Here is a 14047-nt window from a genome sequence, read left to right as displayed (position 1 = left end):
TTTATCAGCTGTTCCGTGTTCCCGCCAAACCCGGCGGTTCGTACGCAACACCCGAACGGGGTGAAAATCTCGTGTGGTCATTCACCGCTTCGAATATCACCCGTCAATGGAAGGTCATACTCCATCTCGGGGGAACAACCCCACCCTATTGGATACAGAACGATGCCCGTACCACTCAGGGGGAGAAGAAGGCTGTGATCGCGGTCCGGTTTCGAGTCGACCCAGAGGGCCGATCGCCGTCCCGCAGCGACTCTTTCGAGTATAGGCAGAGGAGGGGGCGACGTCAAACCCGGGCTGGGGAGCGGTACACACCGCTCCCCAGCCCGGGAAACAAGAGCCGGCTGTCAGCCGGTCAGCACCACACCGCCGACGTTGCGCTTGCCCTTGCGCAGCACCACGAAGCGGCCCTGGAGCACGTCGTCGGCCCCGATCCGGGCCTCCTGGTCGGTGACCTTGGTGTTGTTGACGTAGGCCCCGCCCTCCTTGATCGCACGGCGCGCGGCGGATTTGCTGTTGGCCAGACCGCTGAGCGCGAACAGGTCGGCGACGCCCGGGAGGTCCTCCAACCCCCCGCCGACCTCCACCTTGGGCACCTCCGCCAGGGCGGCGTCCAGGGTCGGTGCGTCCAGTTCGGCCAGGTCGGCGCGTCCGAAGAGCGCCAGACTCGCGTCGACCGCCTTGCGGCACTCCTCCACACCGTGGACGAGCGTGGTGAGCTCCTGCGCCAGGGCGCGCTGCGCGGCGCGCGCCTGCGGGCGCTCCTTGGTCTGGCGCTCCAGCTCCTCGATCTCGGCCCGGCCCATGAAGCTGAACGTCTTGAGGTAGCGGACGACGTCGCGGTCGTCGGCGTTGAACCAGAACTGGTAGAAGGCGTAGGGCGTGGTCAGCTCCGGGTCCAGCCACACACTGCCCGACTCGGTCTTGCCGAACTTGGTACCGTCCGCCTTCGTCAGCAGGTTCGTGGTCAGTGCGTGGGCCTGGCCGTGCGGCCGGTTGCCGTCCATCCGCCGGATCAGGTCCAGTCCGGCCGTGATGTTCCCCCACTGGTCCGAGCCCCCGGTCTGCAGCGTGCAGCCGTAGCGCCGGTAGAGCTGGACGAAGTCGTAGGACTGGAGGAGGACGTAGCTGAACTCGGTGTAGCTCATCCCCTCACCGTCGAGCCGGCTCCGGACCGTCTCCCTGGCGAGCATCTGGTTGACGCTGAAGTGCTTGCCGACGTCGCGCAGCAGTTCGATGGCGTTGATCCCGCCGAGCCAGTCGCCGTTGTCGGCGAGGATCGCGTCGGTCGGCTGCGGCCGATCCCCCTCGGGTGTGAAGCGCAGGAAGGACGACAACTGCCCGGCCAGGACGCCCACCCAGCCCCGGACCGTCTCCACCGAGTTCATCTGCCGCTCGGCCGTGGGCTTGGGGTCGCCGATGAGGCCGGTTCCGCCACCGACGAGGGCGATGGGCCGGTGCCCGGCCCGCTGGAAGCGGGCCAGGGTCAGGATCTGGGTGAGGTGGCCCACGTGCAGGCTCCCCGCGGTCGGGTCGAAGCCGCAATACAGGGTGACCGGACCATCGGCGAGCGCCTTGCGGAGTACGTCAAGGTCGGTCGTCTGCGCGAGCAGGCCGCGCCACTGGAGTTCGTCGATGATGTCGGTCACGTGTACAGCTCTCTGTCGCTCAGGCGGGCCCTGGGCCCGATCCGCCTCGAATGGGGGCCGGGGCCTTCCGACGGCCTCCCGGTGTCCCGGCACCACGCTATCGGCTCCGGGGCGCCACCGGTCCTGCCGGGGACCCTGCGGCCGCCGCCACGCACAACGCCCCGGACCGCTCTGAACAGTCCCGGAGCCCCGTGCCTTGACCACGAAAGCTAATGAGATTAGCTTTATGGCTAAAGACATAAGCCTGATGTGGAGGAGCCCCCGTGCACCACCTGCAGCGCCCCGAGGGACGCATCGCCTACGACCTCTACGGCCCCACCGACCGGAACCGCCCGCTCATCGTCTGCGTCACCGGCATGTTCGACCACCGCGCCTCGTTCCGCTTCGTCGGCGAGGCTCTGGCCGAGGCCGGGCACCGGGTGGCCGTCATGGACCTGCGCGGCCACGGCGACAGCGACACGACCTTCACCGAACACACCAACCGCGCCGCCGCCACCGACGCCATCGCCCTGGCCGAGGAGCTGGGCGGCGAGAACGTCCTGATGGTCGGCAACTCCCTCGGCGGCGCCGCGGTGACCATCGCCGCCATGGAGCGCCCCGACCTCGTCGCGGGGATCGCCCTCCTCTGCCCCTTCCTGCGTCACAACATCAGCCCGCTGCTCCGCCTGGGCTTCCAGATCTTGCTGCTGCGCCCCTGGGGCCCCGGCGTCCTGGCCTACTACTACGACAAACTGCACGTGGGCCGCACCCCCGAAGGGCATACGGAGCAGAAGCGGCGCGTCAGGGACATGCTGCGGCCCGCCGACCGCTTCCGCTCGATCGCCGCCACGGTCCTGGCCCCCAGCGAACAGGTCCTGGCTGCCCCCGGGCTCCGTGCCGCGGCCACGGTGGTCGTGGGCGAGCAGGACCCCGACTGGCCGGACCCGGCCGCCGAGGCCGAGTGGGTCGCCTCGGTGGTCGGCGGCACCGTCGAGACGGTTCCCGACTGCGGCCACTACCCGCAGTCCCAGCAGCCGGACGCCGTCGTCTCCGCCGTCCTCCGGCTGGCCGAGAGGGCGAAGGCCGGTGCCTAGGGCCGGACTCACCAGGCGCATGGTGGCGGAGGAGGCCGCGCGGATCGCCGACGAGCGGGGGCTCGACTCCCTGTCGCTCTCGGCGGTCGCCCAGCGCTTCGGCGTCGCCGTCCCCAGCCTGTACAAGCACGTGGACGGCCTGGCCGGACTGCACCGGGAGGTGGCTCTGCTCGCTGCCGCCGAATTCGGGGACCGGATCCGTGCCGCCGCCACCGGCCGGGCCGGGCCCGACGCTCTGCGCTCCGTCGCCGACGCCTACCGCGGCTACGCGCACGACCACCCCGGAAGGTACGCGGTCCTGCAGAAGGCACCGGGCTCCGACGACCCCGAGGCGCAGAAGGTCTTCTACGCCCCCGTCGAGGTGCTCGCCGCGGTCCTACGCGGTTTCGGCGTCGGGGACGACCGGGCCGTCCACGCCGTCCGGGTGCTGCGCAGCGCCCTGCACGGATTCGTCGACCTGGAGGCACGCGGGGGCTTCGGCCTCCCGGACGACACGGAGGAGACCTACCGCATCCTCCTCGACGGACTCGTCCGGGCGTTCCAGGACCCGGCCGGGAACGCGCTCCGGTAGGGACGGACGGCCCGTGGAGCACCCGTGCCGGCCCCGCCGCGGCGGGGCCGAACCGCTCCGGACCGTCCTCGGGGGAACACGGAGGGGAGGCCGGAGCGGGGAACACCCCCACTTCGAGGACTCGGTGTGCGACCAGGGGCGACGATGCCGGACCATGGACACGGCAACAGCGACCGAGCCCCTGCACGGGGGTGCCCCGTCCACGGGGCGGACCGGATTGGAATCCCTCATGCCCGATCGACCCACCGCAGGCCGGGTCCTGGCCGGACTGGCCGGAGTCCTCCTCCTGACCAGCGGGTGCAGCGACTTGTCCCCCTCCGACCTGTCCGACGTGATCGACCTCGACGTGTCACAGGCCCCCACCGACTCCCAGGGGGGCGGATCGGGCTCCTCGGACCCCGGCAGCGCCCTGGCCCTTCTGGACGAACTTCGCGTTGAGGAGGCCGACCCGCCCGGCTACGACCGGTCGCTGTTCCCGCACTGGGAATCGGGGCTGTGGTCGGAGGAGGCGCAGGACGACTGCACCGCCCGCCAGGTCGTCCTGCTGCGCGACGGCGAGAACGTGGAGGTGGACGAGGACTGCCAACCGGTGTCGGGCACCTGGTACAGCGAGTACGACGGAGAGACCTTCACCGAGGCCGGGGACCTGGACATCGACCACATGGTCCCGCTGGCCGAGGCCTGGCGCTCCGGTGCCGACACCTGGACCACGGAGGAGCGCGAGCGCTTCGCCAACGACCTCGACACGTCTCCCCAACTGTGGGCGGTCAGCGCCTCCAGCAACCGGTCGAAGAGCGACGAGGACCCCGGCGAGTGGCTTCCCCCGCTGGAGTCCTTCCACTGCGAGTACGCGGCGGCGTGGATCGAGGTCAAGCACACCTGGGACCTGGCCGTGAACTCCGCCGAGGAGGCGGCCCTGCGCGAGGTGCTCTCCGGCTGCTGACCGGGGCGCAGGTCCGGGCCGCCCGTGCACGGCGGCCCGGACCTCGGGCGTCAGACGGGGTCGGCCGGGGTGACCCCGCGCGCGGTCTTCAGGAGTTCCTCCTGCCCCAGGAGCCCGAAGGCGTCCCGCACCTCCACGGCCACACCGGGGCCGGAGCTCCAGAACGCCTCGGCCTCCCCCTTCAGGGCGCGGGTCCCCCGGTTGTCGAACTCCGTGAGGTCCCAGGACTCGGTCGGGCGCTCGTGGTACTCGGCGAGGAAGTCGCGGAGGGAATCCAGGCCCGTGAGCCGGTCCCCCCGCATCACCAGGACCTGGAGCACGACCCGGGCCCCGCCCCCCTCCAGTGGTCGCTCCCAGACACGGGTGGAGAAGGCCACGTCCCCCCACGTGTAGTCGAAGTCCTCCGCCGAGGTCCGTTCATCGACCTGTGCGGGCAGGTATGTCACGGCGAAACCGTCCACCTCTCCCCCTCCCGGGTCACCGGCGGCCGGGGCCGCCGAGGCCATGAGTATGAGCGCGGCCACGGCACCGAGTACCGCAGCGATCCGTCGGGCAACGGGCATGGTCACCTCCGGCAGGGGCGCGGGACCGTCCCCCGACCCCCGTCACCCTCCATGGTGGGCCGACCCGCCGCCCCGTACCAGAGTGCGCCCCAGGCTGTGGACAACGTGGCCCCGACATGCCGCACAGGGCATGCCGGGGCCCGAGCATAGCGCCGGACCGCCTCAGTTGGGGCTCGGCGACCCGCCCAGCGGGTCCGGGGGGGCCTGGGGCCGCGAAACCCGGTGTGCCCCGCTCACCGGCGCCGTGTGCGAGGGGGTCCGGTCCCCCTCCGGTCCGGTCCCCCGGTCCGCTTCGTCGGCGACGGTGCCGGGGGGCCCGGGAACCGTGACCGGGACCCCCTGGTCCTGGGGTTCGGAACGGCCGGGTGCGGGGGCCGGGTTCTCCGCCGGTTCCAGCAGGGTGTTCGGCAACAGGGTGGTGGCCCGGGTGCCTCCGTAGGGGGAGGGCCGCAGCCAGACACGGACCCCGTGGCGCTCAGCCAGGCGGGCCACCACGAACAGGCCCAGGCGTGGATCGTCCGGAAGCGCCATGACGTCGAACTCGGGCGGCTGGTTGAGGGTCCGTTCGGCGGAGGCGTACCCGTGCTCGGACATCCCCAGGCCGCGGTCCTCGACCTCCACGACCAGGCCCTCCGGCACCGGTGTGCAACTGACGTCCACCGGTGTGCCCGCCGGGGAGAACTGGGTGGCGTTCTCCACCAGCTCCGCCAGCAGGTGGACGATGTCGGAGACCACCTGGCCCCGCATGAGGACGCGGGGCGCGGAGGTCAGCCGGACCCGTTCGTAGTCCTCCGTCTCCGCGATGGCGGCGCGCAGGACGTCCACGAGCGGGCTGGGCTGGCGCCACAGGCGGGCCGACTGGCCGCCGCCGAGGATGATGAGGTTGTCGGCGTAGCGCCGGGCACGGGTGACGAGGTGGTCGAGGAGGAACAGGCGGCGCAGCGCGTCCGGGTCCTGCTCCCTGTACTCGATCTCGTCCAGCAGCCGCAACTGGCGCTGGACCAGTGCCTGGTTGCGGAACGCGATCCCGAGGAAGGCGCGGTTGGCGCCGCGGCGGATCTCGGCCTGGCGGACGGCCGCGCCCACCGCGGCGAGCTGTGCGCTGTCCAGAGCCTCCGCGACCTGGCCGATCTCGTCGTCTCCGCGCTCGTCCATGGGGGGCAGCTCCTCATGGACCTCGACCCGTCGGCCGCGCTGTGCCCGGTCGATGATCTCGGGGAGGTCGGCGTCGCGGTCGAGGATCTGTTCGCGCAGGCGCGCGAGGCGGTCTGTGAGGCGGCGCGAGGAACGGCCGACGACGGCGATGGCGGCGGCCCCCGCACCGAGGGTGACCACGGCCGCGGCCACCCCGAGGGAGACGCGCAGCAGTGCCGCGCTCCAGGCGAGGTCGACGGTCCGATCGGTCTGGGCCCGCGCGAGTCCGTCCAGCGCGGCGAGGGAGACCGCTGAGGAGGAGTCCCAGTCCGCACCGGTGGCGCCGACGCCGGTGCTCCACACCACGGCCGGGTCCTCCTCGGGTGCCCCGGCCCCCGTCACGGCGCCCTCGGGCACGGCGTCCGCGTTCGGGGAGCGTGTGACCACCCGGCGGCTGGTCTCCTCGGCGCGGAGCCAGGCGTCCGCGGCACGCAGGTCCCGGTAGCGCTCCCTGATCCCGGGATGCATGTCGGGCGCGGCCGCGTCCAGTGTGTGCCGGTAGGAGGCGGTGACGTAGGTGAAGTGGGCGGTCTCCGCGTAGGTCATCCTGCCCGCGGCGATGACTCCGGCCAGGAGCGCGTCGGCGGTGGCGTAGTCCGACTCGGCGTCCAGCAGTTCCCGGGTCAGGACCGCGTCGGTCAGGTTCTCGCCGCCGTCGGTGGTGTGGACGAGCGCCACGGTGGCCGAACGGACGGCGTCGAGCACGGCCCCGTAGCCCAGCAGCGCCTCCTCACGGCCCGTGGTCCCCTGGTCCACGCCCGCGCGCAGACCGGACACCGTGTCCGGACCGTCCAGCAGGGCCTGGGACCTGCGTTCGACCTCGTTGTCGCCGTCGGCCGAACGTGCGGCGTCGACGGCCGCGGCCAGCGCGGTGTCCGTACGCTCCCGCTGCTCGTCCAGGGCCGAGCGGGCCTCGGAGGTCCCTGATCCGCTCTCCTGGAGGCCCAGGTGCACGAGTGACAGCCGGCGCTCGGCGTGCAGTGCGTCGAACGCGCTCGAATAGGCCTGTGCCCCCTCGCGCGCCTGGGTGACCTGTCCCATCAGCCGCACCGCCTGGGTCGTTCCGACGGCGGCCACCACGAGCCAGAGTGCGAGGAAGCACAGGCTCGGGATCAGCACGATGCGGGTGAGCTGCGCGCGAATCGTGGACACGCGGTCTCTGGTTCTACGCATGGACCCCCTCCAGCCTGTGTAACCGCCCGATCACGTGCGGTCGCATGCGAGGCTACCGGAGATTCCTTGCCCTGTGCTGTCAAACAATCACGATTAGTTATCCTTTGGTGCAGGACAGGATCGTCGGACCCGTGCTGCAATGGGAGCGGCCTCGTCGCCACCGCAGCGGCGCGGGAGGTCGACCGCGTCCCGGGACGCGCCTGGGAGGCCACCCGTCACGGATGGCCTCTCGTGGATCGCCGGCGGCCGGCCTCAGGACTCCGGGCGGTGCCGGGAGCCCACGGGGGCGGGCAGCTCCTCGACCGTGGGCGGCTGCTCGACCCCCAGCGAGTTGAGGATCTCCGCGTAGCGCAGGGCGGCGATCTTGCCCAGGAGGCCGTCGGCGCCCAGCGGCTCGCCCAAGCGGGCACCGAACCGCTCGGCCATCCGCTCCATGCGCTCCCGGGGCAGTTCCGGGCCCAGGGCGCTGGGGGCGATGACCGGGCGGCGGCTGCCGCCGTCGTGCAACTGCGCGATGACCTGCTCCACCGACGCCTCGCGGTCCAGGTCGGCCGGAAGCACGGTCAGACCGAGCCGGGCCGCGAGCAGGACCGCGCTCACACCGGCGGCACTGGCCGCGCCCTCGCCGCCGACGGCGCCCACGACGACACCGTCCGCCATGGTCTCGCTGGGCGCCACGACGCTGATCAGGCGCATGCGGTCGGCTCGGACGAGCCCGGCCTCCGCCAGGCGCAGGTGCAGGACCTCCGCCAGCATCGGGTGCGGCCCGAGCCCCTCGGCGATGCGCACGTTGGCGCCGCTGGCCTCGACGGCCGAGGAGACCGCCGTGGAGACGGCCGTGTGCGGCGCCGTGACCAGGGGAACCACGACACCGCTGAGAGGGGCGCCGTTGTGTTCGTCCAGGCCGCTGAGGGCCTCGGCGAGCGTCTGCTCACCGCCCTCGGTGTGCCCGTAGCGGATCGTGACCTCGGGCCGGTAGGCGCGCACCAGGTCGGCCATCCGGCCGCCGATCGACTCGCCCCTGGCGTCCCTGGCCTGTTCGGCCGTCCCGGGAACCGCCATGACCAGGGCGGGCGTGCCGAACCAGTTGTCGAAGGACAACGGGTTGCGGTGGCGACCGGAACGACGCTTGGGGAGTTCGCGTGGAGGAAGTCGGTCTGAGTTTCGCATACCAGGATTCAGATCGGAGGCGGATGGGGCGATCAGGGCAGATGACAAGGAAGTTCACTGCCGCGACATTGTAGCGTTCAACACCGCAACGCGGGCGCGCCTCCCGAAGGTATACCGCGGTCCGGGCCGGGCTGCGGGTCGCCGTGGGCCGCCCCTCATCCGTTCGGAGAGGGATCGCGCAGCCGGATCACGTACGAGACCAGGTCGACCAAGACCTTCTTGCACGACTCGCACACCCGTGCGTCGGCCGTGAGCACCGGTACCCGCGCGGAGACGTCCAGCGCCTCACGGACCTCCTCCTCACGGTAGTCGTCCGCGCCGTCGAAGCGGTTCACCGCCACCACGAACGGAACCCCGCGCCTCTCGAAGAAGTCCACCGCGTGGAAACAGGTGTCCAGGCGTCGGGTGTCGGCGAGCACGACCGCACCCAGGGCGCCGTCGGCCAACTCGTCCCACATGAACCAGAACCTCTCCTGCCCCGGGGTCCCGAACAGGTACAGGACCACGTCGGAGGCCACGCTGATCCGGCCGAAGTCCAGGGCGACCGTGGTGGTGTCCTTGCCCTCCACCCCGCGGGTGTCGTCCACACCGTGGCCGGCCTCGGTCATGACCTCCTCGGTACGCAGGGGCTCGATCTCACTGACCGATCCGACCAGCGTCGTCTTGCCCGCTCCGAACCCGCCGGCGACGAGGATCTTGACCGACCGCGGGATCGCCTCCCGCTCGGCCGCCACGGCCTCAGAGTCTGCGGATGCCATCGAGTACCGCCTGGAGTACCTTCTTCTCGGGAAGCCGGGCCACGGCGTCGGAGGCCCGGGTGCGCACGTCCCCCTCGGCGAGCATGTCGCCCAGGAGCACCCTGACCACGGTCAGCGGGATGTCGAGCCGTGCCGAGATCTCCGCCACCGAGATCGGACGGTGGCACAGTCTGAGGATCTCCCCCCGCTCCGGCTCCAGGGACCGCACCGCCCGGCCGTGCTCGGCCACCACGATGGTGATCATGTCCAGCCACGGGCCGCTGTCGCGGGGCCGCGTGCGTCCCCCGGTCAGTGTGTAGGGGCGGACCAGGAAGCCCCCCGGTGTCTCGGTCTCGCGTACCCCCGGCGTCGGCCCCTCGGACGTGGGATGTCCCGGAGGGGCGACCGGATGGCGTCGGCCCGGCATGTTCACGAACCCGCGCCCCCCGTGGTGGTGAGCCGCCCCGAGCCGCGCGGAGCGGCCGTGAGGAACTCGCCCACTCTCTTGACTCTCAGGTTCATCTCGTAGGCGACCAGCCCGACGTCCGCGGTCTCGTCGGCCAGCACCGCCAGGCACGCCCCCTCGCCCGCCGCGGTCACGAAGAGGTAGGAGCGCTCCATCTCGACCACGGTCTGGCGGACGGCACCCCCTCCGAAGTACCGTCCCGTTCCCCGCGCCAGGCTCTGGAAGGCCGATGCCAGCGCCGACAGGTGCTCCGCGTCCTCGCCGGTCAGCAGACGCGACCGCCCGATCAGCAGGCCGTCGGCCGAGAGCACGATCGCATGGTCGGTCCCGACGACACGGTCCACCAGATCGTCCAGCAGCCAGTCCAGGTTGTCCACGGCGTTGCCCTTGCCCACCATCTCAGTCGTTCTCTCCCATGTGATCGTCTGCGTTGGCGTCGATCCGGTCGGCGTGCCCACTCGTGCCGGTGTCCTCGGACCGACCTCGCCGCGTACCCGCGCTGAAGGCGTCCATCATCCGGCGCGCCTCCTCCGGGCTGCGGTCCGTCGACTGCTCAGGGCCCTCCCGCTCCTCCTTGAGCCGGGGGACGAGACTGGCCTGGCGCCTGCGTTTGGGCAGCGGGGGCCGCCGGTGCCCGGCACCGCGGACCGGCTGGGAGGGGGCGGCTGAGTCGGCCTCCTCGGCCAGGTCGGGTACCTGGCGCAGCACCGGCGGCCCGACGGAGCCGGGTGGGGCGGCCTCCTCTCCGCCCTGGTGCCGGGGGACCGGCCTGAGCACGGGGCGGCGGTCGCCGGAGGTCCCGGACGGGTCCGGGCCGTGCCCGGCGTACGCGCTCGCACGGGCCGGGCCCCCGATCCGGTCGGGGGCCGCCGCCGACGGGGCGGCGAGCAGGCCGGAGGGGATGAGCACCACCGCGCGGATGCCGCCGTGGGGAGCGGGACGCAGTTCGACGCCGATGCCGTGCTTGTGGGCCAGGCGGGCGACGACGAACAGGCCCAGCCGCGCGTCGGTGCCCGGCCCCATCACGTCGAACTCCGGTGCCGCGCTCAGCGTCGTGTTCACCCTGGCCAGGACTTCGTCGGTCATCCCGGGCCCCTGGTCCTCGACCTCGACGACGACCCCCTTGGGGACGGTCTCGGTGGCGACGGTGACCTCGGTGTGCGGTGGAGAGTACGCTGTGGCGTTCTCCACCAGCTCGGCGAGCATGTGGATGACGTCGGCCACCACCGCGCCGGACAGCGACAGCTCCGGCACCGACGTCAGGCGGACCCTGGCGTATTCCTCGGTCTCGGAGACCGCACCGCGCAGGATGTCCATGAGGGAGACCGGGTGACGCCAGCGGCGTCCGGGCTGGGCCCCGCCGAGGATGATGAGGTTCTCCGCGTGGCGGCGCCCCCGCGTGGCCAGGTGGTCGAGCTGGAAGAGGCTCTCCAGCAGGTCGGGGTCCTCCTCCTCCCGCTCCACCCGGTCCAACAACTGGATCTGGCGCTGGACGAGCGCCTGGTTGCGGTGGGCGATACCGAGGAAGACCCGGTTGGCACCCGCCCGGAGGTCCGCCTGCCTGACGGCGGCGCCCACCGCGGCGCGCTGGGCGAGGTCGAAGGCGTCGGCGACCCGGCCGATCTCGTCGTCGCCGTGGTCGAGCCGCTTGACGTCGGTGTCGAGGTCGACACCGTCACCCGTCTCCAGCCGCCGCACGATACGGGGCAGGTCGTTGCGGGCCGCGCCCAGGATGTCCGAACGCAGCTTGGCGAGCCTGTCGGTGAGACGGGTCGCCGCTCGGGTGGCCACCCCGTAGGCGAGGGCGCCGGCGAGCAGCGCGACCAGGCCGGAGCCGATCACCAGGGGGAGGCGCCACGCACCGGAGGACTCCCCGGCGGAGACCGCGGAGGCGGCGCGCTCGGCGACGGCCTCCTCCAGGTCGGCGGCGACCCGGTCGGCCGCCGACCGCCATCCGTCGGTGGCGGCGGGGCCGGCCTCCTGGAGGGCGAGGCGGTCGGCCAGGTCCATGGCCTCCTGCCAGGCCGGGCTCTCGGCGACCGGGGCCGCGCCCGCGGGACCCGACGCCGCCTCGGACGACGGCGGCACGTCGGTCTCCACCCTGTGGCGGGTGTCCGCCAGCAGGGCGGCGATCCGGGCGCGCTCGCTGGGAGCGAGCGTCGTTCCCATCGATGCGCTGACCAGGGCGTCCGCGTGGCTGAAGCTCTCCAGGGCCCACAGCAGACCGGTGGCCGCGGCGGCGTCGGTGGCCGCGGGCCCGGAGTCGAGGCGGCGCGTGGCACTCCCGTAGAGGCGGATACCGCTGTGGAGCGCCTCGGTGTAGGCGTCGACGACGGCGGGTTCCGCGCCACCGCCGAGGCCGTCCTCCCGCGCCCGCTCGACCCCCTCCAGGGCGTCGAGGAAGTCACCGGCCGGCCCGTCCGGGTCACCGTTCAGAGCACGGACCCGCTCCAAGGCCAGGTCCGTCTCCTCGACGGCACCCGCGAGGAGCCCGCGATCTCCCCCGCTCGGAGCGGCGAGGTGCTCGGCGACGAGGCGGCGCTCCGTCTGGAGCCGCGACAGGGCCTCGGCGAGTTCGATGCCGTCGCGCCCGTCGCCGACCGCGGCCCGCAGGGAGACCGCCTGGCCGAGCACGGCCGCGCCCATCACGGCGAACAGGGCCAGGAACGTCAGGCCGGGTACCAGCACCATTCTGTTGAGCTGAGCCCTGATCCCGCGACCGGTCCTCCCCGGCTGTCCCATCGCACTCCCTCCATGGACTGGTCACGGGCACCTCAGGCACACGCGACCCCTGGTGTGCGGGGAGTAAAGAGAAGGCCACGTTTGGTGTCCGTAGGTTCAGGACGCTACCGCACTCGGGAAGCCGGTACCGGTGGAACGGGGAAACTCGGAGGGTGCTCCTGCACGCCGTATCGAGGCCGGGCGGGTGGGACTCGGGACGTGAGGACGGTGGGCGGGGCCGGGTCCATGACCCGACCCCGCCCACCGGGGAGGAACTGTCAGGCGAGCCAGCCGCCGCGGTGCTCGGCGGCGCCCGCGCGCAGCCGCTCAAGTTGCTCGGCGACCCGGACCGGGGCGGTGCCGCCCTTGCCCGAGCGGGAGGCGAGCGAGCCCGGCACGGTGAGCACCTCGCGGACCTTCGGCGTCAGGTACTCGGAGACGGCCGCGAAGTCGTCGTCGGACAGGTCGGGCAGGTCGATCCCGCGCTCCTCGCACACCCGCACGCACGCCCCCGCGATCTCGTGCGCCTCCCGGAAGGGCACCCGCTCGCGGACGAGCCACTCGGCGATGTCCGTGGCCAGGGAGAAGCCCTGCGGGGCGAGCCCGGCCATCCGGTCGGTGTGGAAGACCAGCGTGGCGACCATGCCGGTCATGGCGGGCAGCAGCAGGTGGAGGCTGTCGACGGCGTCGAAGACCGGCTCCTTGTCCTCCTGGAGGTCCCGGTTGTAGGCCAGCGGAAGCCCCTTGAGGGTGGTGAGCAGGCCGGTGAGGTCCCCCACCAGCCGTCCCGCCTTGCCGCGTGCCAGCTCCGCCACGTCCGGGTTCTTCTTCTGCGGCATGATCGACGAACCGGTGGAGAAGGCGTCGTCGAGGGTGACGAAGGAGAACTCCTTGGTCGCCCAGAGGATGACCTCCTCCGACAGGCGCGACAGGTCCACGCCGATCATGGCGGTGACGAAAGCGAACTCGGCCACGACGTCGCGCGCGGCGGTGCCGTCGATGGAGTTCTCCACCGAACCGGGGAAGCCCAGCTCGGCGCCGACGGCCTCCGGGTCCAGTCCGAGGGAGGAGCCCGCGAGCGCGCCCGAGCCGTAGGCGGACACGGCGGCGCGGCGGTCCCAGTCGCGCAGGCGCTCGACGTCGCGCAGCAGCGGCCAGGCGTGCGCCATCAACTGGTGGCCGAGCAGGACCGGCTGGGCGTGCTGGAGGTGGGTGCGGCCGGGCATCGCGGCGTCGGGGTGGGCGGCGGCCTGGTCGGCCAGGGCCCCCACCAGCGCCAGGACCTCCTCGGCGATGGAGCGGGCCTCCTCGCGCAGGTACATGCGCACCAGGGTGGCGATCTGGTCGTTGCGCGAGCGCCCGGCCCGCAGCCGTCCGCCCAGGTCGGGTCCGACCCGTTCCAGCAGGCCGCGCTCCAATGCGGTGTGCACGTCCTCGTCCTCGAAGACGGGGGTGAACGCGCCGGAGGCGACATCGGCCTCCAGCCGGTCCAGGCCCTCGACCATGCGGTCCAGTTCGTCCGCGGTGAGCAGTCCGGCCCGGTGCAGGGCACGGGCGTGCGCCCGCGACCCCGCGATGTCGTGGCGGGCCAGCCGCCAGTCGAAGTGGGTGCTCAGCGACAGCCTGGCCAGCGCCTGGTCGGGGCCGCCCTCGAAACGGCCGCCCCAGAGGCGCAGGGCCCCGGAACCTCCGTCGCCTGGCTGCTCGCTGCCGGGCCGGTCGGCCATGGTGGTCTCCTTCGGTGGAACGTGGACAGGGAACGTACGGGGGGCGGGCGCCGCACGGGGCCG

General features: G+C 72.5%; 12 protein-coding genes. 3 read left to right on the top strand and 9 right to left on the bottom strand.

Annotation, left to right across the window (positions count from 1 at the left end):
• Window positions 1-344 precede the first annotated feature (344 nt).
• Window positions 345-1646 (bottom strand): tyrosine--tRNA ligase, encoded by a 1302-nt coding sequence (gene tyrS, locus ACFHWE_RS18370; RefSeq protein ID WP_416602903.1) that lies wholly within the window; start codon window positions 1644-1646, stop codon window positions 345-347.
• A 263-nt stretch (window positions 1647-1909) separates the two neighbouring features.
• Between tyrS and ACFHWE_RS18365 the strand changes: the two genes are divergently transcribed.
• The 3 genes from ACFHWE_RS18365 (at window position 1910) to ACFHWE_RS18355 (ending at window position 4233) form a co-directional block, all read left to right on the top strand.
• Window positions 1910-2719 carry an alpha/beta fold hydrolase gene (locus tag ACFHWE_RS18365; protein ID WP_416602902.1) on the top strand — a complete coding sequence of 270 codons (810 nt, stop codon included), beginning with the start codon at window positions 1910-1912 and terminating at the stop codon, window positions 2717-2719.
• On the top strand, window positions 2712-3290 hold the full coding sequence (locus ACFHWE_RS18360) for a TetR/AcrR family transcriptional regulator (RefSeq protein WP_416602901.1): 579 nt from the start codon (window positions 2712-2714) through the stop codon (window positions 3288-3290). Before ACFHWE_RS18365 ends, ACFHWE_RS18360 begins: the two co-directional genes overlap by 8 nt.
• 229 nt (window positions 3291-3519) lie before the next feature.
• The gene (locus tag ACFHWE_RS18355) at window positions 3520-4233 is read left to right on the top strand and encodes an HNH endonuclease family protein (protein ID WP_416602900.1); all 714 of its coding nucleotides are present in this window, start codon (window positions 3520-3522) and stop codon (window positions 4231-4233) included.
• Window positions 4234-4283: 50 nt separating this feature from the next.
• Here ACFHWE_RS18355 and ACFHWE_RS18350 read toward each other — a convergent pair whose 3' ends face one another.
• The 8 genes from ACFHWE_RS18350 to argH form a co-directional block, all read right to left on the bottom strand.
• On the bottom strand, window positions 4284-4796 hold the full coding sequence (locus ACFHWE_RS18350; RefSeq protein ID WP_416602899.1) for a hypothetical protein: 513 nt from the start codon (window positions 4794-4796) through the stop codon (window positions 4284-4286).
• Between the two features lie 162 nt (window positions 4797-4958).
• A complete protein-coding gene (locus ACFHWE_RS18345) occupies window positions 4959-7163 on the bottom strand; it encodes a nitrate- and nitrite sensing domain-containing protein (protein ID WP_416602898.1) in 2205 nt (734 codons plus the stop codon).
• A gap of 252 nt (window positions 7164-7415) precedes the next feature.
• Window positions 7416-8333 carry a sirohydrochlorin chelatase gene (locus ACFHWE_RS18340; RefSeq protein ID WP_416602897.1) on the bottom strand — a complete coding sequence of 306 codons (918 nt, stop codon included), beginning with the start codon at window positions 8331-8333 and terminating at the stop codon, window positions 7416-7418.
• 155 nt (window positions 8334-8488) lie between these two features.
• Window positions 8489-9091, bottom strand: coding sequence for a GTP-binding protein (locus tag ACFHWE_RS18335; RefSeq protein ID WP_416602896.1), 603 nt, complete (start codon window positions 9089-9091; stop codon window positions 8489-8491).
• A complete protein-coding gene (locus ACFHWE_RS18330; RefSeq protein WP_416602895.1) occupies window positions 9072-9497 on the bottom strand; it encodes a DUF742 domain-containing protein in 426 nt (141 codons plus the stop codon). Before ACFHWE_RS18330 ends, ACFHWE_RS18335 begins: the two co-directional genes overlap by 20 nt.
• 2 nt (window positions 9498-9499) lie before the next feature.
• On the bottom strand, window positions 9500-9934 hold the full coding sequence (locus ACFHWE_RS18325; RefSeq protein WP_416602894.1) for a roadblock/LC7 domain-containing protein: 435 nt from the start codon (window positions 9932-9934) through the stop codon (window positions 9500-9502).
• Window position 9935: 1 nt separating this feature from the next.
• The gene (locus ACFHWE_RS18320; RefSeq protein WP_416602893.1) at window positions 9936-12278 is read right to left on the bottom strand and encodes a nitrate- and nitrite sensing domain-containing protein; all 2343 of its coding nucleotides are present in this window, start codon (window positions 12276-12278) and stop codon (window positions 9936-9938) included.
• Window positions 12279-12535: 257 nt separating this feature from the next.
• The gene (gene argH, locus ACFHWE_RS18315) at window positions 12536-13984 is read right to left on the bottom strand and encodes an argininosuccinate lyase (protein WP_416602892.1); all 1449 of its coding nucleotides are present in this window, start codon (window positions 13982-13984) and stop codon (window positions 12536-12538) included.
• Between the last annotated feature and the right edge of the window lie 63 nt (window positions 13985-14047).

Origin of the sequence: Nocardiopsis sp. LOL_012 (assembly GCF_048060475.1) — a bacterium.
In the GTDB taxonomy this organism is placed as follows: Bacteria; Actinomycetota; Actinomycetes; order Streptosporangiales; family Streptosporangiaceae; genus Nocardiopsis.
This window is presented reverse-complemented; position numbering and strand designations above follow the sequence as displayed.

Excerpts from the sequence above, each read along its gene's own strand:
- ACFHWE_RS18355 (WP_416602900.1), top strand. The coding sequence starts at position 3,520 with ATGCCCGATCGACCCACCGCAGGCCGGGTCCTGGCCGGACTGGCCGGA.
- ACFHWE_RS18350 (WP_416602899.1), bottom strand. The coding sequence starts at position 4,796 with ATGCCCGTTGCCCGACGGATCGCTGCGGTACTCGGTGCCGTGGCCGCG.
- ACFHWE_RS18345 (WP_416602898.1), bottom strand. The coding sequence starts at position 7,163 with ATGCGTAGAACCAGAGACCGCGTGTCCACGATTCGCGCGCAGCTCACC.
- ACFHWE_RS18340 (WP_416602897.1), bottom strand. The coding sequence starts at position 8,333 with ATGCGAAACTCAGACCGACTTCCTCCACGCGAACTCCCCAAGCGTCGT.
- ACFHWE_RS18335 (WP_416602896.1), bottom strand. The coding sequence starts at position 9,091 with ATGGCATCCGCAGACTCTGAGGCCGTGGCGGCCGAGCGGGAGGCGATC.
- ACFHWE_RS18330 (WP_416602895.1), bottom strand. The coding sequence starts at position 9,497 with ATGCCGGGCCGACGCCATCCGGTCGCCCCTCCGGGACATCCCACGTCC.
- ACFHWE_RS18325 (WP_416602894.1), bottom strand. The coding sequence starts at position 9,934 with ATGGTGGGCAAGGGCAACGCCGTGGACAACCTGGACTGGCTGCTGGAC.
- ACFHWE_RS18320 (WP_416602893.1), bottom strand. The coding sequence starts at position 12,278 with ATGGGACAGCCGGGGAGGACCGGTCGCGGGATCAGGGCTCAGCTCAAC.
- argH (WP_416602892.1), bottom strand. The coding sequence starts at position 13,984 with ATGGCCGACCGGCCCGGCAGCGAGCAGCCAGGCGACGGAGGTTCCGGG.